At 64.2% G+C, this 19,963-nt stretch carries 17 protein-coding genes; 6 read left to right on the top strand and 11 right to left on the bottom strand.

The genetic code is table 11. The features are described 5' to 3' along the window. Positions 1-9 precede the first annotated feature (9 nt). A complete protein-coding gene (locus NGM06_RS03950; protein ID WP_254269027.1) occupies positions 10-1,992 on the top strand; it encodes a SpoVR family protein in 1,983 nt (660 codons plus the stop codon). A gap of 313 nt (positions 1,993-2,305) precedes the next feature. Here the strand turns inward: NGM06_RS03950 and NGM06_RS03945 are convergent, their stop codons facing one another. The 3 genes from NGM06_RS03945 to NGM06_RS03935 all read right to left on the bottom strand — a co-directional run bounded on the left by NGM06_RS03945 (position 2,306) and on the right by NGM06_RS03935 (position 7,190). Then, positions 2,306-3,487, bottom strand: a complete 1,182-nt coding sequence (locus NGM06_RS03945; protein WP_254269026.1) for a BMP family lipoprotein — start codon at positions 3,485-3,487, stop codon at positions 2,306-2,308. Beyond that, positions 3,484-5,844, bottom strand: a complete 2,361-nt coding sequence (locus tag NGM06_RS03940) for a methyl-accepting chemotaxis protein (protein WP_254269025.1) — start codon at positions 5,842-5,844, stop codon at positions 3,484-3,486. Before NGM06_RS03940 ends, NGM06_RS03945 begins: the two co-directional genes overlap by 4 nt. Positions 5,845-6,446: 602 nt before the next feature. Continuing rightward, positions 6,447-7,190 carry a hypothetical protein gene (locus tag NGM06_RS03935; RefSeq protein ID WP_254269024.1) on the bottom strand — a complete coding sequence of 248 codons (744 nt, stop codon included), beginning with the start codon at positions 7,188-7,190 and terminating at the stop codon, positions 6,447-6,449. 111 nt (positions 7,191-7,301) lie between these two features. Between NGM06_RS03935 and NGM06_RS03930 the strand changes: the two genes are divergently transcribed. Then, positions 7,302-8,282, top strand: a complete 981-nt coding sequence (locus tag NGM06_RS03930) for a porin family protein (protein ID WP_254269023.1) — start codon at positions 7,302-7,304, stop codon at positions 8,280-8,282. Positions 8,283-8,733: 451 nt separating this feature from the next. Here the strand turns inward: NGM06_RS03930 and NGM06_RS03925 are convergent, their stop codons facing one another. The 5 genes from NGM06_RS03925 to NGM06_RS03905 form a co-directional block, all read right to left on the bottom strand. Further along, the gene (locus NGM06_RS03925; protein ID WP_254269022.1) at positions 8,734-8,985 is read right to left on the bottom strand and encodes an alpha/beta fold hydrolase; all 252 of its coding nucleotides are present in this window, start codon (positions 8,983-8,985) and stop codon (positions 8,734-8,736) included. Between the two features lie 70 nt (positions 8,986-9,055). After that, on the bottom strand, positions 9,056-9,628 hold the full coding sequence (locus NGM06_RS03920; protein WP_254269021.1) for a DUF2238 domain-containing protein: 573 nt from the start codon (positions 9,626-9,628) through the stop codon (positions 9,056-9,058). A 93-nt stretch (positions 9,629-9,721) separates the two neighbouring features. Then, entirely contained in the window at positions 9,722-9,988 is a 267-nt protein-coding gene (locus NGM06_RS03915) for a hypothetical protein (protein WP_254269020.1), read from the bottom strand. Positions 9,989-10,076: 88 nt separating this feature from the next. Beyond that, the gene (locus NGM06_RS03910; RefSeq protein ID WP_254269019.1) at positions 10,077-11,279 is read right to left on the bottom strand and encodes an amidohydrolase; all 1,203 of its coding nucleotides are present in this window, start codon (positions 11,277-11,279) and stop codon (positions 10,077-10,079) included. A gap of 156 nt (positions 11,280-11,435) precedes the next feature. Further along, the gene (locus tag NGM06_RS03905) at positions 11,436-11,678 is read right to left on the bottom strand and encodes a hypothetical protein (RefSeq protein ID WP_254269018.1); all 243 of its coding nucleotides are present in this window, start codon (positions 11,676-11,678) and stop codon (positions 11,436-11,438) included. 110 nt (positions 11,679-11,788) lie between these two features. Here NGM06_RS03905 and NGM06_RS03900 point away from each other — a divergent pair, with 110 nt between their 5' ends. Continuing rightward, positions 11,789-13,648: a S9 family peptidase gene (locus tag NGM06_RS03900; RefSeq protein WP_254269017.1), complete on the top strand. Its 1,860-nt coding sequence runs from the start codon at positions 11,789-11,791 to the stop codon at positions 13,646-13,648. Between the two features lie 33 nt (positions 13,649-13,681). On the opposite strand, the gene NGM06_RS03895 is transcribed toward NGM06_RS03900, so the two are convergent. Then, positions 13,682-14,470, bottom strand: coding sequence for an enoyl-CoA hydratase/isomerase family protein (locus tag NGM06_RS03895; RefSeq protein WP_254269016.1), 789 nt, complete (start codon positions 14,468-14,470; stop codon positions 13,682-13,684). A gap of 206 nt (positions 14,471-14,676) precedes the next feature. Between NGM06_RS03895 and NGM06_RS03890 the strand changes: the two genes are divergently transcribed. Further along, entirely contained in the window at positions 14,677-16,047 is a 1,371-nt protein-coding gene (locus NGM06_RS03890; RefSeq protein WP_254269015.1) for an NAD(P)/FAD-dependent oxidoreductase, read from the top strand. 36 nt (positions 16,048-16,083) lie between these two features. On the opposite strand, the gene NGM06_RS03885 is transcribed toward NGM06_RS03890, so the two are convergent. Beyond that, positions 16,084-16,764, bottom strand: coding sequence for a DNA methyltransferase (locus NGM06_RS03885; RefSeq protein WP_254269014.1), 681 nt, complete (start codon positions 16,762-16,764; stop codon positions 16,084-16,086). Between the two features lie 100 nt (positions 16,765-16,864). Here NGM06_RS03885 and NGM06_RS03880 point away from each other — a divergent pair, with 100 nt between their 5' ends. Continuing rightward, positions 16,865-17,923, top strand: a complete 1,059-nt coding sequence (locus NGM06_RS03880; protein WP_254269013.1) for a dipeptidase — start codon at positions 16,865-16,867, stop codon at positions 17,921-17,923. Between the two features lie 99 nt (positions 17,924-18,022). Further along, the gene (locus NGM06_RS03875; protein WP_254269012.1) at positions 18,023-18,451 is read left to right on the top strand and encodes a GtrA family protein; all 429 of its coding nucleotides are present in this window, start codon (positions 18,023-18,025) and stop codon (positions 18,449-18,451) included. A gap of 121 nt (positions 18,452-18,572) precedes the next feature. Here the strand turns inward: NGM06_RS03875 and NGM06_RS03870 are convergent, their stop codons facing one another. Continuing rightward, positions 18,573-19,886, bottom strand: a complete 1,314-nt coding sequence (locus tag NGM06_RS03870) for a S8 family peptidase (protein WP_254269011.1) — start codon at positions 19,884-19,886, stop codon at positions 18,573-18,575. Positions 19,887-19,963 lie beyond the last annotated feature (77 nt).

Raw genomic sequence — 19,963 nt, 5'->3', positions numbered from 1 at the left:
GCCAGACCCATGAGACAGCGACCCAGAACAGCGAAGGCAGCCGAACCGCTCCGCGAACCGGCCGAGGAGGCCCGGAATCTGGCCCACAAGCTGGGGCTGGACCCCTACGACGTGAACTACTGGGTGGTCGATTACGACGAGATGAACGAACTCATCGCGTACAACGGCTTCCAGGAGCGCTATCCCCACTGGCGGTGGGGCATGCAGTACGACCGCCAGCAGAAGAAGGGCCAGTACACCGGCGGGAAGGCCTTCGAGATAGTCATCAACGACGACCCGTCTCACGCCTTCCTGCAGGAGTCCAACGACGTGGCCGACCAGAAGGCGGTCATCACCCACGTCGAGGCCCACGCCGACTTCTTCGCCAAGAACCGGTGGTACCGGATGTTCGCCGACGAGTTGGACGCCGCGGCGATGCTGGAGCGCCACGCCCGGCGCATCGAGGAGTACATGTCCGACCCCGAAATCGACCGCGAGGCGGTCGAGCAGTGGATAGACAGCGTGCTGTGTCTGGAGGACAACATCGACCAGCACGAACCGTTCAAGCGCCAGTTCGAGCGGCGGGGCGGCGACGAGGAGGGCGTCGAGGACGAACTCGACCAGAAACTCGACGAGATGGACCTCTCGGACGAGGTGAAACAGCAGGTGTTCGACGAGGAGTGGCTGGACGAGCAGGCCGAGGACCCCGAACTCGACGACCCCGAGATGGACGTGCTGGCGTTCCTCCGGGACCACGGCAAGGCCTACGACGAGGAGACCGGCAAGGCCGAGGAGATGACCGAGTGGCAGCGCGAGATTCTGGAGATGCTGCGAGCCGAGTCGTACTACTTCGCGGCCCAGAAGCTGACGAAGGTGATGAACGAGGGGTGGGCCGCCTACTGGGAGTCGATGATGATGGGCGAGGAGGCGTTCGCGGACGACGACGAGTTCCTCCTGTACGCCGACCATCAGGCGCGAGTCCTCAACTCGCCGGGACTCAACCCCTACCAGCTCGGCAAGGAACTCTGGGAGTACATCGAGAACACCGAGAACCGCCGTGAGGTCGCGCGGAAGCTCCTGCGGACCGAGGGCGTCACGTGGCGCAACTTCCACGACACGGTGGACTTCGACCGGGTGCAGGACCTGCTCGCGCCCGACCCCAGAATCGACGCCATCGACCCCGAGAATCTGGACGAGTTGGACGACCTCGCTCCCGAGAAGGTGGACGAGGAGACGCTGGAAGCCGCGAAAGCGGGGGAGATAGACCTCCGGCGGTACCCGTGGAAGGTGCTGACCTACGAGGGACTGGCCGAGCGCCACTTCTCGCTGTGCAAGCGCCAGAACCGCGGGTTCCTCCGGTCGGTCTCCCAGCAGGACCTCGAACAGTTCGCGCGCTACATCGTGGACGACGCCCGGTACGACTCGGTCGAGGAGGCCCTCGCCGAGGTGGACTACACCGTCGGCTGGGACAAGATGCGCGAGGTCCGGGCGAGCAACAACGACGTGACGTTCCTCGACAGCTACCTCACGCAGGAGTTCGTCACGGACAACCAGTACTTCACCTACGAGTTCAGCCAGACCACGGGCGACTACCGCGTCGCCAGCACCGACTACGAGGACGTGAAGAAGAAGCTGATGCTCCAGTTCACCAACTTCGGCAAGCCCACCGTCGCGGTGTACGACGGCAACTACAACAACCGCAACGAGTTGCTGCTCGGCCACCACTACAACGGCGTGATGCTCGACGTCGAGCAGGCCAAGCGCACGCTGGAGCGGGTGTTCGACCTCTGGGGCCGCCCGGTGAACCTCAAGACCATCGTGAAGGAGGTGGACGACCGCGACGCCGAGATCGCGCGGCGTCGGGACCGCGAACCGGAACCCGAGGAGGTCGGAAAGCTCCTGCGCTACGACGGCGAGCAGTTCACGACCGAGGACTTGGACTGGAGCGAAGTCGAGGACATCGCGGCCGACGAGGTGGACTACGACACCAAGCCCGAAGACTGGTTGGCCTGAAACTCACCTCGTCCGGAGCGGGATTCTGTTTCGTCGGCGGTGTCGAGAAGGAGTCTGTTTTCGGGTAGTCGAGGTCGGTGGTTCGGTCGAATGCATCGAATGAGGTGTACCAGTGGTTCTGTTAAAGGCGTCGAGTAGCTAGCTACGACCGATTCGTAGGAGTCTACCGCACCACAACACCGGGCCTCACACCTCCCCAGCCTCGGCGGCCGCATCCGCGGCCGCCGTCCCTCGCACGCTCGGCGCGGTCACGAGGACCGCTTAAGCGCGCGCCGACGGTGTCCGGTCTCCCGGCCGCGACTCCGGAGCGTCGTCAGGAGAGCGTCGACGGAACGTCGATTTCGTTCTTGATGATGGCTCGCCGCGAGGCATCGAGTCGCTCGGACACCTCGCTCGGAATCGCGGAGCCGAGGTCGGTCCCGTAGACCGCTCGGACGCCGCCTTCGAGCAGTCCGAGCGTGTTGACGGTCCCGACGCGGAACCGGAACTTCCGGTCCACGAGGCTGGCTATCGACCGGAACACCGCCTTGTCCACGTGCTTGACCATGCTGGCGAGGATGACGTCGCTGTACTCGGGGACGCTGCGCGACTGGTCGTTGTCCACGCCGATGGCGAACCGCCCGGCCTCCTGTGCCGCGCGGAAGACGCCGACGCCGGACCCGCCCGCGGCGTGGTAGACCACGTCCGCGCCGTCCGCGTACATCTCGCCGGCGATTTTCTGCCCGGCCTCCGGGTCCGCGAACGACCCGACGTACGCCGACGTGACCTCGATGTCCTCGCTGGCGCGGGCCACGCCCGCCTTGAATCCGGCCTCGAACTTGCGGATGAGCGGCACGTCCACGCCGCCGACGAAGCCGACCGCGAGGTCGTCCGTCGTCCGTCCGGCCCCGGCGCTGAAGTCGCGCTGGGTGACCAGTCCGGCCAGATATCCGACCTGAAACGACCCCTGATGCTCCGCGAACGTGTAGTTGGCCACGTTCGGCAGGAGGCTCCCGTCGTCCCCGGTGGCCACGCCGTCCACGAGGAGGAACTGCTGGTCGGGGTACTGGGTCGCGTTCGCGACGAGACCGCTGGTCTGGGCGAACCCGACGCAGCAGACGAGGTCCTTCGGCGGGTCCGTCGCCGCCGCGAACTCGCGTTGCAGGCGCTCGATGTCCGCCGCCGAGGACGGTTCGGCGTTCTCGAAGCTGATTCCGAACTCCTCGCGGGCCTTCCGTGCGCCCGAGTGAGCCATGTCGTTGAACGAGTTGTCGCCGAGTCCGCCCAGCGCGTACACCATGCCGACGCGGGCGTCGGTGTTCTCTGCTCGCTCGGTCGTCGTCCGTCGCGTCGTCTGCCGCGTCGTGTCCGGCGGCACGTCGGAGGCGGTCGTCCGCTCGTCCGAGCCACCGCCGGAACACCCCGCCAGACCGCCGGTGACGAGCGCGCTGGCCATCCCGCCGAGCAGTCGCCGCCGCGAGACCGGAGACGGCGTGTGCGTCCCGTCGCCGGTCATTCCGGACTCACCGTCCCGGCGGGCGGTCGCTCCTCGGTCTCGAAGTCGAACTGTTCGAGCAGTTCGCTCAGTCGCTCGGACCGGTCGGCGAGGTCCTCGACGCTGCTCGACACCTCGCTGAGCGAGGCGGTCTGTTCCTCGGCGGCCGCCGAGACCGTCTCGGCCTGCGTGGTCGTCTCCTCGCTCACGCTGGAGACGTCCTCGACCGTGGCGACGACCTCCTGCACCGACTCGGCCTGTCGCTCGGCCGCGCGGCTTATCTCGTGGATGCTGTCGTTGGTCTCGGAGACGTCGTCCACGAGGCGTTCGAGCGCTTCGAGGGCCTCTTCGACGGTCTCGGTGCCGTCCGAGACGCTGGTTCGGGTCTCGTGCATCTCCTCGACGGTCGTCTCGGTCTGGTCGCGGACCCGGTCGATGGAGCCTCGAATCTCGTCGGTGGCCGACTGGGTCTGCTCGGCGAGGTTCTTGACCTCCTCGGCGACGACCGCGAAGCCCTGCCCGGCCTCGCCCGCGCGGGCCGCCTCGATGGAGGCGTTCAACGCGAGGACGTGCGTCTGCTCGGCGATGTCGGTCACGAACCCGACGACCTCCTCGATGTCGCCGACCTCGTCGCGGAGGCGCTCGACCGACTCCGCCGTGCGCTCGGTGCGGTCCTCGATGCTGTCGAGTTCTTCGAGCGCCTCTTGGGCGGCCTGCTGGCCTTCCTCGCCCTCGGCGGCGGCCTCCTCGACGCGCCGGGCCACGTTGTCGGTCGAGGACGCGACCTCCTCGACGGTCGCCGAGAGGTCGCTCATCTCGTCGCTGGCGCGCTGGAGGTCGTGGTTCTGTTCGACCGCGCCGTCCGAAATCTCCTGAACGGACTCGCTGACCTCCTCGCTGGCGCGCTGGACCTCGGTGAGGCTGGTGGTCGCCTGCTCGCTCTCGCCCGCGACCTTCCGGCTGAAGGACCGGACCTCCAGCATCGCGTCGGTCAGTTCGTCCATCATGCGGTTGTACGCCGAGGCGATTCGCGCCATCGCCTCGCTCTCGGCGTCGGTGTCCATCCGGCGAGAGAGGTCGCCGTCGGCGGCGTCCTGCATGACCTCGCTGTAACTGTCGGCCTTTTGTTCGAGGTGGCCGTTGAGAGTCTCGGCGCGTTCCTTGGCCTCTTGGGCGTCCTTGCGTTCCCGTTCGGCGACCTGCTGGGCCTCCCGGGCCTCTTCGCGTGCCGACTCGGCGGCCCGAATCTTCTCGCCGATGGCGTCGCGCATGCTGGCGAACGCGTCGTAGAGTTGGCCGAGTTCGTCGATGCGGTCGCTCCGGAGGTCGGTGTCGAGGTCGCCGCGCTCTATCTCCTCGGCCTTCGAGGTGAGTTCGTTCAGCGTCGCGGTCGTCCGGCGCTCGAAGACCAGCGAGACCACGCCGAGCGCGAGGACCGCGGCCAGAATCGTCGTCAGCAGGCTGGTACCGACCCGGTCGCGCATCGAGAACGCGCTGGCCTTCGGCGCGTACGAGACCACGACCCAGTTGGCTCCGGCGACCGACTTGTGGTTGGCGACGAAGTTGTCGGTAGTGACGAGACCGTCGCTCGACCCCGCCGACTCGACGATGGCTTCTCCGGCGAGTTTACCGTCCAGTTTGGAGTCGCCGGTGTCGAACACCTCGTCGCCGTCGAGGTTGTACACCACCGTCTCGCCGTCCTTGACCGGTTGGTGGAGCCCGTTCACCTGTGCGGAGATGTTCGCGGTCAGGACCACGGCGCGGTCGGACTTGTCGGGAACGCGACTGACGAACGCGACGACGCGTCCCTCGCTCCCGGGCGCGTCGTACGGCCGACTCGAAACGAACACGTCGCTGGTCCGCTTGAGGTCCGCGGCCCGGTCGTCGGTCGCCCACGGGACACCGCTCTGTTGCAGGTTCGTGCCCGCGGCGTCGTCGTTCGAACTGACGACGACGTTCCACGACGTGGTGTTGACGAAGTGGACCGCCCGAACGTCGTCGGGGAGGGTCGGCTCTTGGGCTTCGAGGTAGTAGTTCACCCCGCGCTGGTTGTAGGTCCGGAACGCCTGCGCCTGCGAGAGCGTCCGGGTGAGCGTCCGCTTGCTCCGGACCCACTCGCCGAGTCTGCTCGCCTGCAGGTCGGCGGTCGAACTGATGCGGTTCTTCACGTCCTTCTCCAGCGCGTCCTGCGTGGAGGCGTAGTTGTAGGCGCCGACGCTGCTCGTGACGAGGACCACGACGAGGACGACGCCGAAGAACTTCGCGGCGAACGTCCGTCTGAAGACGTTCGGTATCGCTCCGGTCGGGAGTCGGTCTCCCAACCGTGACAGGAGTCCCCTCGACGGGTCTCCCGACGAATCGTCCGGTTCAGTAGCCATACTCGTGAGGAATCCCACTCAGCTCTTAATAACTTCGACCAGAATCAGAATTGATATTCGATTGTTGGACGTCTTACTAAGGAACGTTAAGAACTCGAATTAGTCGTCGTTCGGACGGTCTCGGCGGCGTTCGCACCGGGCGCGACTGCTCGAAAGAGGCCGAGCGCCACCCGCTCTCTGCCAGTGGGTATCGTGGGGCAGTCTCCGTCGGTTCCCCGCCACTCACCGACATCGGTCTACTCCGCGTCGGGGGCGAAGTTCCGGAGCAGGCGGTCGCCGAAGGCGAGGACGAGGAGCGCCCGGAAGAGGTCGGCAAGCTCCTGCGCTACGACGGCGAGCAGTTCACGATGGAGGATTTGGACTGGAGCGTGGTAGAGAAAATCATGGCCGACGAGGTCGATTACGACACAAGCCCGAGGACTGGCTGGCGTAGGGACTCGTCACGCATCGGCCCTTACTCCCTGAGTCTCTACGTAATTTCTATATAGAAGCCGAGATGCGGCTTACTCTATCGGTGACCGAAAGGGTTTTGCAGATGATTCCTAGCGATTGAATTTCATCCAGAACCACTATAATAGATATTAAATTAAGATTCTAAAACACTACGCTTGAGTGGTTGCGTTCATCGTCCAGTAAGGGACGTCTGGCCCAGGTTCTAGGAATCCAGAAAGGAAATCCCAACTCACATCATTTGACCCATCATTGTAGGTATGGCAGTAAATGCATTCGATTTTTTCGGTGTTACTTGATGAACTTCGGTTAATCGGAGTTACAAGTGTGCTAAACCCTGACTGGAAAGATTGGTCATTCCCGTCTGTAGGTGTTCCCGGTTCATCGTATTCGATCCGAGGGCCATAGTCCTTGTACTGCTCATAGGTCATTCGTGAGTCTGAATCGACTCCATCAACATTACTTCGAGTTTGTTCTGTGGCTGTCCAGTAGGTAGTATCCCATGTAATTACTGCACTATCCCGCGACCCTACTTCCTTCGTTGAATCTCCTATATTATTATCCCACTCGCTTAATTCGAAATAGCAGGAAACGTCGTATTCGGAACTAGAAATTTCAGTTACGCTAATCGTGATGTTCGTACTTGAATCTTCAGATGGATCACCGTATCGTTGAGTCGAAACATCGCTTGGAGATTCTTTACTCATTTTATTCTTTAATCCGTATCTCTCTGCCAGCTCTTTTGCTTGTTGTAAGTTCCCGGCCCAAACTAGCTTTCTAAATGCTTCTAAAGGGAACTTGTCTTTACTTGGATTTGCGGACACGGTTGAAACTCCGGAGATGGTTAGCGCACTAGCACCAATGCCTTTCAACAGAGTCCTCCTCTTGCGTGACATCACTATCCCCTTTATTTCCTGCCGTAAAGTTCTTTATGGTTAATATAATAATATAAATATAACCGAGAGTTAGAAAATTACTAAAACAGTTGTGTATTAATAGAACTTGCAATGCGAGAAAAAGAAAACAAGAAATCCAGTAGAAGAGGGTTCTTGAAAGGTTTTAGTGGTTCTCTCGGGGTTGCAACAGGAATGTCCGGACTCAGTTCCGGGAAAAAGGATTCTGTTGGGCCTGTACACGCACGAGGACAACGAATCTATACCTATCGGCCCACAAGTGGAGAGAATTTCGTCTGCAATGAAAGATTCGTTAGTTCAGGACTGAAAAAATATGGTACAAACGTGGTCCACTTCGACCAAGTAGAAATCCCTCGAGAGATGGTCCCCAAGCGCCATAAAAACCCAGATAAATCATTTACAAAAAAGAGAAAAGAAATGGCAATCATAGGAACACCAAAAGAGCATGTGGAAGAAGAAAACCAAATTAGAAAAAGGTCTTCGACAGAGTCCGTTACGACACAAGTGACCTACAACGGTCCGCTTTACACTTACCGAAGTGCTGAAGGGGCCTCCAATGGTGATGTCCAGGAACGTGAATCACCGATAAACACGGGTTGGAGTAATGATTTAAATTATAACACGGCGTCAGAAATCCGGGACGTGTTCCAAGCGACAATGGATTGGAACCAACCGATTCCTACGGACATCCAGAACTCTACAAGATACGTAAATATTTCTGATAGCGATGGGACGTTCAAACAACGATCCTCAAGTGCCGAGGCAATGGACGAGATCGATACCACGAAGCAATGGCACGTTCGACTTTACAACATCGGCGACTACAAGTACAGCAATCACTCTGTCGTCGGCCAAGCGCACGTTGACCCTTACGATCACGGCCTGCGTAAATACCTGCACCTCCTCCCCTATGTAAACGATCTCTCCGTTAATTGGTACTTTGACAAGGCCCGTGAGCGTGTCCTTGATGACTGGGGCTATAATGGATTCTCATACACTCGAAACAATGTCGGAAACGACAATTTCGATTCGGACGACTCGCATAACGGAGAAATAGGACTCATATCTAATTAGTTTACTAACAGATTGAAGTTGCTGGAAACTGTATTCTTTTTCATGGTCCGACAACAAACGAGAACAGAAATGGCAGTCGTTCTCGCCGAGTGGTTCGCGAATACGTTAGCCGAATCGACTTGGCTTTCGATAATAGTCTCGATCACGTTCGGAGTATTATCGTCACTGTCATTATTACTGTATTATTCTATTCAAGATATCAGCTTAACCTTTCAAGGAATATTACTAGTTATCCTCTCATTTGGAGCTATTTCAGCAGTACCGTTGTTCTTACTGCTACGGTTCTCAGTAGTATCTCCGATAGCTCTGTTCGTCGTGATGGCGTATGCGTTCGCTAACGTGAATAAAATTCAGGGACCGGGTGAACCCTTGACCCCCCTCGTAATATTCTCGTTTATACCTCTTATTGTCATGGTAATCCTAGCTATCGTGGAGGTAGCCGTTCGTTCCATTACGTGAGTGGTCGCCTGTTTTGCGAGACGTGCGCCGCGAGGAATTCCCGGAGTGCGCCTGTGAAGAACTCCGGGTTGTCGAGGTTCGAGGCGTGGCCAGCACCCGGAACCTCCCGAACCGTCACGTTCGGAATCTCGTCCGCCAACCTTGGAACGTGGCGCTTGACGAACCCCAATTCGTTCTCGCCGTACAGCACCAGCGTCGAGACCGAAATCTCCGAGAAGTCGAGGTTCGTCTCCGAAAAGCCCATGGTGGCGCGGATGACCTGCCAGTCAAGAGCGCGGGGGGACGACCGCAGGTCGGCACGCGCTGTCGCCGGTCTACTCCGCGTCGGGGACGAAGTTCCGGAGGAAGCGGTCGCCGAACGCGAGGACGAGGAGCGCGCCCAGCAGGTCGAACACCACGTCCAGCAGGGTGTCCGCCGCGCTGTACTGGACGAGCAGGGGTTCGATACCGAGGCGGCGACTGACCGCGTGGACGACGTACTCCAGCAGTTCCCAGACGAGACCGGCGCAGACGATGGCGGCGAGAACCCGCGGACGGGGGTCGCGCCCGTGGCGACGGGCGGCGGCGTGGACGACGCCGCCGAGGAGCGTCGCCGAGAGCGTGTGCGTGACGTGGTCCCACCACCACGTGTCGTCGTACGGTCCGAGCATCCCGACGGCGTGGGCCAGCATCGCGACGGCGGTGTAGACGCGTTGCCACGGGCGGAACGCCACGCCGTACCCGCGTTCGACGGCGTCCGGAAGGAAGGTGGCGGCGAGTGCGCCGACGGCGTTCACGGCGGCACCCGGATTCCGCCGCCGAAGACCCTCCCCGAAAACGGCGACGATGCCCCACCGGACGGCGCGTTCGACCGTGTTCGCCACCGCGGTCCGCGTGGTCCGACTCATGCGTGTCGCAGGGAGTAATCGGCGAACCGACAAATAGGTTGGTCCGCGGGACGACGTTCGTCGCGGGCGGCCTTCGAGCGTCGCCGTCGGAGTCTACTGCTCGTCGGCCAGTCGAATCCCCCGCGAGATAACGTACATCAGCACGACGCCGGACCCGACCGCCAAGACGAACTGCGTCGCCACCGTGAACATCGCTCTGAGGGCCGAGTTGTCCTCGAAGAGAAAGACGAAGGCGAACGGGACGAGGGAGACGGCGACGAACAGTCCGACGAGACGGGCGAGCGGAATCGCCTCGCGGAGCACCTGCTTCCAGTCTATCGCGCCCGTCTTCGGGTCGAGGAACGGAGGGGACGGCGACATTCGTCACGATGTACCTGTCTCTCAGCATATGAGTGTTCTGTTCGTCGTGCCGAGAATCGGCCGAGGCAGGACGAACACGGCCGCTACGCTACCACGCGTACTCCTCGCGGGGGTCCACGTCGTCGCGCTCGCTGTCGTAGACTCGTTCGCCCTCCACGAACACCTGCCGTGCGTCGGAGTCCAACTCGAACATCGGTCCGTCCCAGACTACGAGGTCGGCGTCGGTGTCCGCTTCGAGGGTTCCCACGCGGTCCTCGATGCCCAGAATCTCGGCCGGGTTCCGCGTGACGGTCCGGAGCGCCACGTCCGCCGGAAGCCCCTCGCGGACCGCGAGACCGACGCAGACGTCGAGATGCTCCTGCGGGAGCACCGGCGCGTCGGTCTGGATGGCGACCTTCACGCCCGCCTCGTGGAGGATGCCCGGCGTCTCGAAGGTGATGTTCCGGAGTTCGTACTTGCTGGCCGACGAGATGGTCGGGCCGACTACGGCGGGCACGTCGCGCTCGACGAACTCCTCGGCGAGGACGTGGCCCTCCGTCGCGTGTTCGATGGAGAGATTCTCGATGCCGAACTCGTCGGCGATGCGGAACACCGTGGCGATGTCGTCGGCGCGGTGGGCGTGGACCCGAAGTGGCAGGTCGCCTTCCACGACGCGGGCGAGGTTCTCCATGCCCAAGTCGCGCTCGAAGGGGTCGCCCTCGTCGCGAGCGTTCTCGCGTCGTTCGACGTAGTCCTCGGCCTCCATCAGCGCCTGCCGGAGCGTGGCCGCGACGCCGGGCCGAGTCGATGGCTGGCGGTCCTTCTGGTCGCCGTGGAACCGCTTGGGGTTCTCGCCGAACGCCGCCTTCATGCCGTCCTCGCGGACGAGCATCCGGTCGGCGACGTCGCCGTAGGTCTTCATCGAGCAGATGACGCCCCCGATTACGTTCGCGCTCCCCATCCGGGCCGAGACGGTCGTGACGCCGCCCTGAAACGCGTGCCGGAGTTCCTCGTCGCGCGGGTGGAACCCGTCGAGCGCGTTGACGTGGGGCGTCACGGGGTCGGACACCTCGTTGAAGTCGCCGTCCTCGGGTTCGCCCCACTCGGCCATTCCGGCGTGACTGTGGGCGTCGACGAGTCCGGGGGTGACGTGGTGGCCCTCGGCGTCGAACACGTCGGCGTCGTCCGGAATCTCCACCTCGTCGTCCGGACCGACCGCCGAAATCTCGCCGTCCTCGACCAGCACCGTCCCGCCGTCTATCGTGCCGCGCTCCAAAACCGTGTGGACCGTCCCATTGACGATTGCTCGCACGACTCGTAGGTCAGGAAGTGTGAGTAATAGAGTTTCGGTTCGAAACTCCATCCCGCGACCGGAAGAGAGGACGACGTTTCGTCGGTATCGCCGTCTTCTACCGACGACCGAACAGTCCACCCGCTACGTCAGGGATGGATGTGCTCCGCCTCTGTTCTAACACTTGCTGCCTCCTATCTTCTCAGCGTCGCAGAATTGGTCTTCCCCCGTCACGACGACCGACAGGTCGCCCTCTTCGTTCACGAGGTCGTTCGAGACCAGCGTTATCGAGCTATCACAGTGTTCGGTGCTGTGCGCTTTGGAGAGACAGCCGTCCGTCGATACCGTCGCTCCGACTTGCCCGGTCAGTCCGACTAGGAGTCCGAGTGCGACGACCGCGACGAGCAGTTTCTTGTTCATAGGTAACACCCGGCCATACAATATAACTTACCGACAATAAATCAAGGGAACAAAGTGGCCGATTCTCCGCTACCCTGAAAGATAAACCCGGGTCACGGCATACCACACCCATGTATCGACGCGACCTGCGCGACACCGCGACCGACGACCTGCTGGCCGACGCCGCGACCGCCGAGACGGCCGAGCAAGTCGTGGCGGAACCCGGCGGCGACCGCCTCGTCTACGCCGAGAGCCGCGAGCATCGGACGAACCTCCTGTTGAGAGACGGCGACGAGACCAGAACGCTCACCAGCAGAGGCGTCCTCGCCCAGCGCTACACCCACCTCGACACGCGGTGGTTCGACTGGCACCCCGAGGGCGACGCCATCGCCTACGCCGGTGAGGACGGGGAGGGCCTCTCCGTCTGGACCGTAGACACCGAGATGGGCGAGAAGCGTCGCGTCACGAACCACGATGCGCTCGACTCTCAGCCCCGGTTCTCGCCCGGCGGCGACGAAATCGCGTTCGTGACCGACAACTGGTCGCCGGGGTCCCTCGCCGTCGCCGCCGCGGACGGCCGCCGCGTCGAGGTCCTGCGCGACGACGAGTTCCTCTACGCCGACCCCCAATGGGGCGGCGACGGCGCGCTCTACGCCGTCCGGACGCGCCACCGCGACCTGTCGGACCGCGCGAGCCAGGTCGTCCGCGTGACCCGCGACGGTGAGGTCGAACCGGTTTTCGCCGAGGAGTCGGTCAACGCCTACGCGCCGCGGCCGCGCCCCGACTCGGACGAACTCGCGTTCGTCCACGACGGGAGCGGGTTCGACGCGCTCTACGTCACCGGCCCGGACCGCGCCGACCCCGAGCGACTGCTGGCCGAGCGCGGGACCGACTTCGGCGCGCCCTCGTGGGACGCCGCGGGAGAGACCCTCGCGGTCACGGCGACGCGGCGGGGCGACGTGAGCGTCCGGACCGTCTCACGTGACTCGGGCGAGAGCGAAACCATGACCGACGCTTCCGGCGACCGCTACTTCCCCGAGTGGCGGGACGGCGACGTTCTCGCTGTCGCCGCGGACCCGACCACGCCCCCGGAAGTCCGCAACCTCTCGACCGGCGAGCGCGTGACCGGCCGACCGCCCGCGGGTCTCGACGCCCGGTTCGTAGAACCGGAGGCGATTACCTACGATTCGACGGACGGGGTCGAGATTCACGCGATGGTCTACCTCCCGGAGGGCCACGAACGGGCCGACCCCGACTCGGTTCCCCTGCTCGTCCACCCCCACGGCGGTCCCACCGCGTTCGACGGCTACGAGTTCAACCACCGCGCCCAGTACTTCGCCGCGCAGGGGTTCGCCGTGATAGAACCCAACTACCGCGGGTCCAGCGGGTTCGGCCGGGAGTTCCGGAACCGCAACGACTTCGCGTGGGGCGAGGGCGACCTCGACGACGTGGTGAACGCGGCGGACGCGCTCGCGGACGCCTACGACGCGGTGGACCCCGACCGGGCGGGCATCTTCGGCGGGAGCGGCGGCGGCCTGATGACGGTCAACGCGCTCGGAAGGACCGACCGCTTCGACGCCGGAGCGGCCTTCTACGGCGTCTACGACTACGAGACGTTCGCGGACGACACCGACGACGTGGGCTGGCGACTGATGAAGCGCGAACTGGGCTTCCCCGCGACCGACATCGACAACTACCGCGAGGCGAGTCCGATTCGGTCGGTCCCCGACATCGACGTGCCGCTGCTCGTCCTCCACGGCGAGGAGGACGCTCGCGTCCCCGTCAGCCAGTCCGAGCAACTGGTCGAGGAGTTGGAGCGACACGGCAAGCGCTACGAGTTCCAGCGCTACGAGGACGAGCCACACGGCTTCCTGAAGCGCGAGAACGTTTTCGACGCCTACTCGCGGGTCGCCGACTTGTTCGCCAAGTACCTCGAAATCGACCCCGACGACGGGAGCAGTCGGCCCCACCGTCCGGGCGACGCGGAGTAGGTCGGTCCGAAAAGTAGCCGCGAGAGACTCCGGTCAGCGACCCTCGAACGTGGCGTCCTCGTCCTCGCCGAACGCGGCGAGTCCGGCCGCGTAGTCCTCCGTCGCGGCGAGTCGAGTGATAGCGTCGCTCTCGGCAGCCATCTGGGCGGGCAAGCGCCGACCGTAGCTCTCGGCCAGCAGGCGCTTGGTCGCGCCGTAGGCCTTCGTCGGGCCGTCGGCGAGGTCGGTCGCGAGCGCCGCGAGTCGGTGCTCGAATGAGTCGGACTCGACCGCTTCGGTCGCGAGACCCATCTCGACCGCCTCGTCGGCGGCGATGGGTTCGTCGAGTAGTGCTATCTCCTTGGCCTTCCGCAGTCCCACGAGTCGGGGCAGGAAGTAGGTCGAACCCCCGTCGCCGGAGAGACCGATTCGGGGGTAGGCGAACTCGAACCGGGCGTCGTCGCTTGCCACCACGATGTCGGCGCAGAGCGCGAGACCCAACCCGCCGCCCGCGGCCACGCCGTTCACCCCGGCGACGACGGGTTTTCTGACCCCGGCGAGGTGACCGACCGCGGCGTGGAGTCGCGTGGCGATGCGCCGGAGTCTGCGGGCGTCCTCGCGGGTACCGTCCATGCCCGAGAGGTCCGCGCCGGTGCAGTACGCGCCCTCGATTCCGGCGAGGACGATGCACCTGACCGCGGGGTCGTCCGCGACCGACTCCACCGCGGCCTGTAACTCCGCGGCGGCGTCGGCGTCGAGGGCGTTGTGCGTCTCGGGGCGGTCCAGCGTGATTCGGGCGACGGCGTCGGTTCGCTCGACGGTGACGTGTTCGGTGTCGCTCATGTGTGAGTATCTGTCGCCGGAACGGATAAATCGCCGCGTGTCGGTAGCGGACGCCGCCACCGACTTCGAGTCGGGACAGCGCGGCCGACGGCGGCCCCTGCACCGGACCGGATATTCGTCCGACAGGATTCGGCGAAAATCCCGCGCCGTACTGCCACGAACTCGGAAGGTCAATTCTTTAATACCCGGCGCGGAACCGTAGGGGTATGAAGCGAGTCGACGTTGCAATCGTCGGTGGCGGTCCGGCCGGGACGTCCGCCGCGCGGGCGGCCACCGAACAGGGGGCCGACGCACTCCTCGTCGAGAAGGGCGTTCCGCGCGCCGACCGCGAGGAGTTGGGACCGGACTCGACGGACGCCGCCGGGATGCTCGACTACTGGGTGGACATCATGGACATCCCGTTCGAGGAGATTCCCGACCACGTCGTCCTCCGGGAGTTGGACCGGACCGAGTTCCTCGGTCCGAACGAGGACTGCGTCATGGAGGACACGGGCATCGAGTCCTCCTACGACGGGTTCGGCTTCACCTTCGACCGGCCGCGGATGGACGACTGGCTCCGCGACCGGGCCGAGCGGGCCGGGGCGGAGTACCGCGTGGGCGTCGGCGTCACCGACGTGGAGACCGACCTCACGGGGTCGCCGACCCACACCCTCCAGCTCTCCGACGGTGAGGAAATCGAGGCCGACTACCTCGTGCTGGCCGACGGTCCACAGCGACAGGTCACGATGCGCGTGCTGGACCGACTCTCGCCCGACGACCGCAAGGTCTCGGACGTGATGGCCCCGAACACGGCCAACCACATCGCGTATCAGGAGTACCGGGAGTTCCCCGAGGAACTGTTCGACGACAGTTCGCTCAAGTTCTGGTGGGGCGTGATGCCGGGCGAGACGGCCTACCCGTGGGTGTTCCCCAACGACGGGACGGTCGCTCGCGTCGGTCTCACGATGCCCATCGGGATGACCCTCGACGACGTGGACGACCCCGAATCCTACGACCTCCTCCGACCCGAGGACGACGCCCTGCCCCGACCCGCCGAGTACATCGAGCGACTGCTCGAACGCGAGTACGGCGACGAGTACGACCCGAGCGACTTCCCGCTGGTCGAGGACCGCGGCAAGAGCGGCGGGACCGAGACCTACCCCATCTCCTCCACGCGACCCGTCGACTCGCCCACGGCGGCCAACGTCGCCGTCGTCGGCGGCGCGATGGGGACCACCTCGGCGTTCCACGAGGGCGGCTACCACGTCGCGGTCCGGACCGGGGCGATAGCGGGCGAACTCGCCGGAAAGGGCCGCCTCGACGCCTACAACGACCGCTGGAAAGAGGCCATCGGCGACGAGATAACCCGGAACGTCACCTTCGCCGATATCGTGGCCGACTACGGTCCCGACGACTGGGACCGGACGTTCTCGATGGCGAGCGACCTGCTCGCCGACGAGGGCGAGGGCGGACTCCTGAAGTACAAACTCTCGTCCGGTTTGACGGGCGCGAAACTCGTCACGAAGTACAAGACGGTCAAGCGCAAGTACAGGAAGGGCAAGTACGTCCAGTTCCGCGAAGACGAGTACGAGTTCTGAGTCGGCGATTTACTCGGACGGAATCGAGCGAAGCGGTCACTCGGTCCCGTCGGCCCGGAAGACCAGACAGTAACTGTGGTCGTAGCCGTAGCCGTAGGTTCCGCCGTCCCGCTCGGTCTGCTCCTCGCCCTCCCATCCGACGACTACCTCGCCTTCGAAGCGCAGCGACTCGGAGACGGCATCGGCCACGTCCCACGCCAGCGTCGTCACCCTCTCCTCGTGCTTCATGTTCGAGATATCCACGAGGACAGTAGCGTCGGCGGCCGCGTGGTCGGCCAGTCTGGCGAACAGGTCGGTGAGGTCGGCGAGGTACGCCTCGTAGTCGCTCTCGCTCTCGGCCGCGTAGTTCCGGAAGGGGTTCACCGCCATCGACCGCTCCATGTACGGCGGCGAGGTGAGACAGCAGTCGAACGCCGGGAATCGGTCGAAGTCGAGGTCGAGCGCGCTGGCCCGTCGGACGTTCTCTGGGCGGTCGATTCGGTCGCGGACGAGTTCGACCCGGTCCTCCTCGTACTCGACACCGTACGGCACTCGACCCAGTTCCTCGGCGACCGTGAGGGTGGTCCCGAATCCGGCGAAGGGGTCGAAGACGGTGTCGCCCGACTCGGAGAACTCCCGGAGGAAGTGTCGAACGTACGCCTCCGGCGTCCGCACGTCGTCGTACTCGGCCGGGATGTCGGTCTCCCGGTCGTGTTCGAGGGTGAGGAACGTCTGCACGAGGAGCAACTTCTGGCGGGTACCTGATAACTGCTGGGTGTCGATGCGGGTCGCTCCCCTCCGATAGTTTGACAGTCCTCCGCACACCTCCCGTTCACCAATGACCGACTCCGGGATTCGCGTCTTCGACGGCCACAACGACACCCTGCTGGACCTCCACCTCGAAGAGCGCGGCGGCGGCCGCTCGTTCTTCGAGCGGAGCGAATCGGGCCACGTGGACCTGCCGCGAGCGCGCGAGGGGAACCTCGGCGGGAGCTTCTTCGCCGTGTTCGTCCCGAACGACGGCTACGAGTACGAGCGCACCGAGACCGACGAGGGGTACGAGACGGACCTGCCGCCCGCCGTGGACCACGAGCGCGCCAAGTCGTTCACCTACGACGCGCTGGCGCGCCTCCACCGCGTCGCGGCCGAGTCGGACGGCGCGGTGCGAGTCGTCGGCGAGTACGACGCCCTCGAAGCCGCGCTGGCCGACCCCGACGCCCTCGCGGCGATTCCCCACCTCGAAGGCGCGGCGGCGGTCGCGCCGGACTTTTCGAACCTCGATTTCCTCTACGCCGCGGGAGTCCGCTCCGTCGGGTTGGTGTGGAGTCGCCCGAACGCGTTCGGTCACGGTGTCCGGTTCGAGTACCCCGGCACGCCCGACACCGGCCCGGGACTGACCGAGGCGGGCCGAGACCTCGTGGCGGCCTGCAACGACCGCGGCGTCCTCGTGGACCTCGCCCACGCCACGGCGGCCACCTTCCGAGACGCCGCCGAACTCACGACCGACCCCCTGGTCGTGAGCCACGGGGCCGCCCGCGGCGTCTGCCCGCTGAGTCGCAACCTGACCGACGAGCAACTCGACGCCGTGGCCGACTCCGGCGGCGTCGTCGGCATCACCTTCGCGGCGAGTCAAATCCGGCCAGACGGAGCGGGGGACCCCGAGACGCCGATTTCGACGCTCGCGGACCACGTCGAGTACGTCGCCGACCGTGTGGGCGTCGAACACGTCGCGCTCGGGTCGGACTTCGACGGCGCGACCGTCATCGACTCGGTCGGCGACGCGGCCGGGCTTCCGGACGTACTCGCGGAGATACGGCGTCGGGGGTTCGGCGACGACGAGGTGCGGTCCATCGCGCAGGGCAACTGGCTTCGCGTGATTCGAGAGACGTGGGCGTAGCGTCGGTGGACCGATAGCTGGGCGCGGCGACGTGGGAAGACGGGAACACAACGTCGAAACCAGAACGCACTACTCTCTCCAACTCTTCCTGTAACTGTCGTGGGTGATTCCGGATACCGTAGCGTAGCGAAGCACCCGACGGTCGTCCGACTGTATCGGTTCGTCGTCGTCGGGGCGAGCGCGGCCCTCGTACAGACCGTCGTGCTGTGGCTACTCGTCGAGTACGCTGGTCTCAACTATCTGGTCGCGGCCACGCTGGCCATCGAGATGACGATTATCCTCCAGTTCTTCGTAAACAACGCGTGGACGTTCCAGCACGCGCAGTACACCGCCAGATACGACTACCTCGTCGGCCTGCTCCGGACGAACGTCGTCCGCGGAACCGCGATTCCGCTCCAGTTGGCACTGCTCTGGGCGTTCGTCAACTGGGCTGGGTTCGTCTACCTCGTCGCCAACGGGTTCGCCATCTTCATCAGCGGACTGTACCGGTACTATCTCGACTCGCGCTGGACGTGGCAGATTGCCTGACGGACCGGGAGAAGAACGCGACGCCTTCGAGAGGGTGATTCCGGGGTGTAGCTACTCGCACCGATGTCCTGCGGTACAACACCGTTCCGTCACTGGAAAAACGGGAGTCGAGTTTCGGGAGTTACATCGACTCGTTCAGCGCGGCCTCGATATCGAGGTGGCCGTTGCCGTGGTACTTCGCCGAACCGACGTCCCGCGCGGTCGATTCGAGGTGGTCGCGGATTTCGGCGGGCGTCGCGTCGGGGTTGGCGCTCTTGACGAGCGCGGCGGCCGCAGTGACCTGCGGGGCCGCCATGCTGGTTCCGGACTTCCACCCGTACGACGGGACCATGCTGTCGTCGTCGCCCCACTCGAAGACGGTGCTCAGCACCATGTCGTACTGCCAGTTGGCGTCGGTGCCCTTGGCCTCGGTGTCGTAGTTCCCGCCGTGCGCGCTGATGTCGATGGCGTCGCTCCCGTAGTTAGTGTACGGCGCGGGGACGGTGGGCGACTCGTCGAGTTTGTTGAACGCCGCGCGGTAGTTCCGGATGAACTTCCCGTTGCCCTTGTCGTCCCAGCGGTAGCCGACGGGACCGGTCGCGCTCACGCTCATCACGTTGTCGGCCTCGTTGGGGAGGCTGAGGACGTCACCGTCGGTGTCGAGGTTGACGCCGTCGTTGCCCGCGGCCGCGACCATCAGGGTGCCCTGCGACGCCGCGTAGTCGGTCGCTCGCTCGATGGAGTCCTTCAGGAGTTGGTTCTCCTTGTTGTCGGGGAGCGGGTACACGCCGAGGCTCATGTTGGCCGCGTCGGCCTCGATGTCGCCAGCGTAGGTCATCGCGGCGATGATGTCGCCGAAGAACGCGAACGGCCCGGTGAACACCCGGAGCGCCACCAGTTCGGTCCCCGGTGCGGTGCCGACGATGCCCTCGTCGTTCGTGTCGTCGCCCGCGATGATGCCAGCGACGTGGGTGCCGTGGTCGTTGTACCACGGCGTGAAGTCGCCGCCGTCGCCCGTGAAGTTCTTCGAGAGGTCGGTGTTGAGCGACCCTTTGAGGTCCGGGTGGTTCGGTATCGCGCCCGAGTCGAGGACCGCCACGCGGGTCCCCTCGCCGCGGGTCTTGCCGTGAACACCCGAGACGCCCTGTGACTGCTTGTCCCACTGGAGTTGCGAGAGCTTGTGCGGCCCGGGTTCGTCGCCGTTCCCGTTGTCCTCCGCCTGCGCGAAGTCGAACTTCAGTTCCACGTCCTTCGAGAAGGCCGCGCCCTCGGCGTCGGCCTTCTGGGCTTCGACCACCGCGAGGTCGATCTGGCTCAGGTCGTGGACCACGTCGAGTCCGTCGAGGACGCCGTCGGACGCCGACTCGAGGTCCACGAGGTATCGTTTCTCGGCCGACGACGCCGAGACCGTCGGCGTCAGCGCGAGTCCGCCGAGCGCCGCGCCTGCACTTTTCAAGAACGAACGTCGATTGGTTTTGTTTATCATAGCCGAGAATGAACGTTCATTCTACTTGAATATATATATATATTTCT

The organism is Halorussus aquaticus (assembly GCF_024218795.1).
GTDB lineage: Archaea > Halobacteriota > Halobacteria > Halobacteriales > Haladaptataceae > Halorussus > Halorussus aquaticus.
Note: the sequence above shows the minus strand (reverse complement) of the source record. Positions and strands in the feature narration are given on the sequence as shown.

Excerpts from the sequence above, each read along its gene's own strand:
- NGM06_RS03950 (WP_254269027.1), top strand. The coding sequence starts at position 10 with ATGAGACAGCGACCCAGAACAGCGAAGGCAGCCGAACCGCTCCGCGAA.
- NGM06_RS03945 (WP_254269026.1), bottom strand. The coding sequence starts at position 3,487 with ATGACCGGCGACGGGACGCACACGCCGTCTCCGGTCTCGCGGCGGCGA.
- NGM06_RS03940 (WP_254269025.1), bottom strand. The coding sequence starts at position 5,844 with ATGGCTACTGAACCGGACGATTCGTCGGGAGACCCGTCGAGGGGACTC.
- NGM06_RS03935 (WP_254269024.1), bottom strand. The coding sequence starts at position 7,190 with ATGTCACGCAAGAGGAGGACTCTGTTGAAAGGCATTGGTGCTAGTGCG.
- NGM06_RS03930 (WP_254269023.1), top strand. The coding sequence starts at position 7,302 with ATGCGAGAAAAAGAAAACAAGAAATCCAGTAGAAGAGGGTTCTTGAAA.
- NGM06_RS03925 (WP_254269022.1), bottom strand. The coding sequence starts at position 8,985 with ATGGGCTTTTCGGAGACGAACCTCGACTTCTCGGAGATTTCGGTCTCG.
- NGM06_RS03920 (WP_254269021.1), bottom strand. The coding sequence starts at position 9,628 with ATGAGTCGGACCACGCGGACCGCGGTGGCGAACACGGTCGAACGCGCC.
- NGM06_RS03915 (WP_254269020.1), bottom strand. The coding sequence starts at position 9,988 with ATGTCGCCGTCCCCTCCGTTCCTCGACCCGAAGACGGGCGCGATAGAC.
- NGM06_RS03905 (WP_254269018.1), bottom strand. The coding sequence starts at position 11,678 with ATGAACAAGAAACTGCTCGTCGCGGTCGTCGCACTCGGACTCCTAGTC.
- NGM06_RS03900 (WP_254269017.1), top strand. The coding sequence starts at position 11,789 with ATGTATCGACGCGACCTGCGCGACACCGCGACCGACGACCTGCTGGCC.
- NGM06_RS03895 (WP_254269016.1), bottom strand. The coding sequence starts at position 14,470 with ATGAGCGACACCGAACACGTCACCGTCGAGCGAACCGACGCCGTCGCC.
- NGM06_RS03890 (WP_254269015.1), top strand. The coding sequence starts at position 14,677 with ATGAAGCGAGTCGACGTTGCAATCGTCGGTGGCGGTCCGGCCGGGACG.
- NGM06_RS03880 (WP_254269013.1), top strand. The coding sequence starts at position 16,865 with ATGACCGACTCCGGGATTCGCGTCTTCGACGGCCACAACGACACCCTG.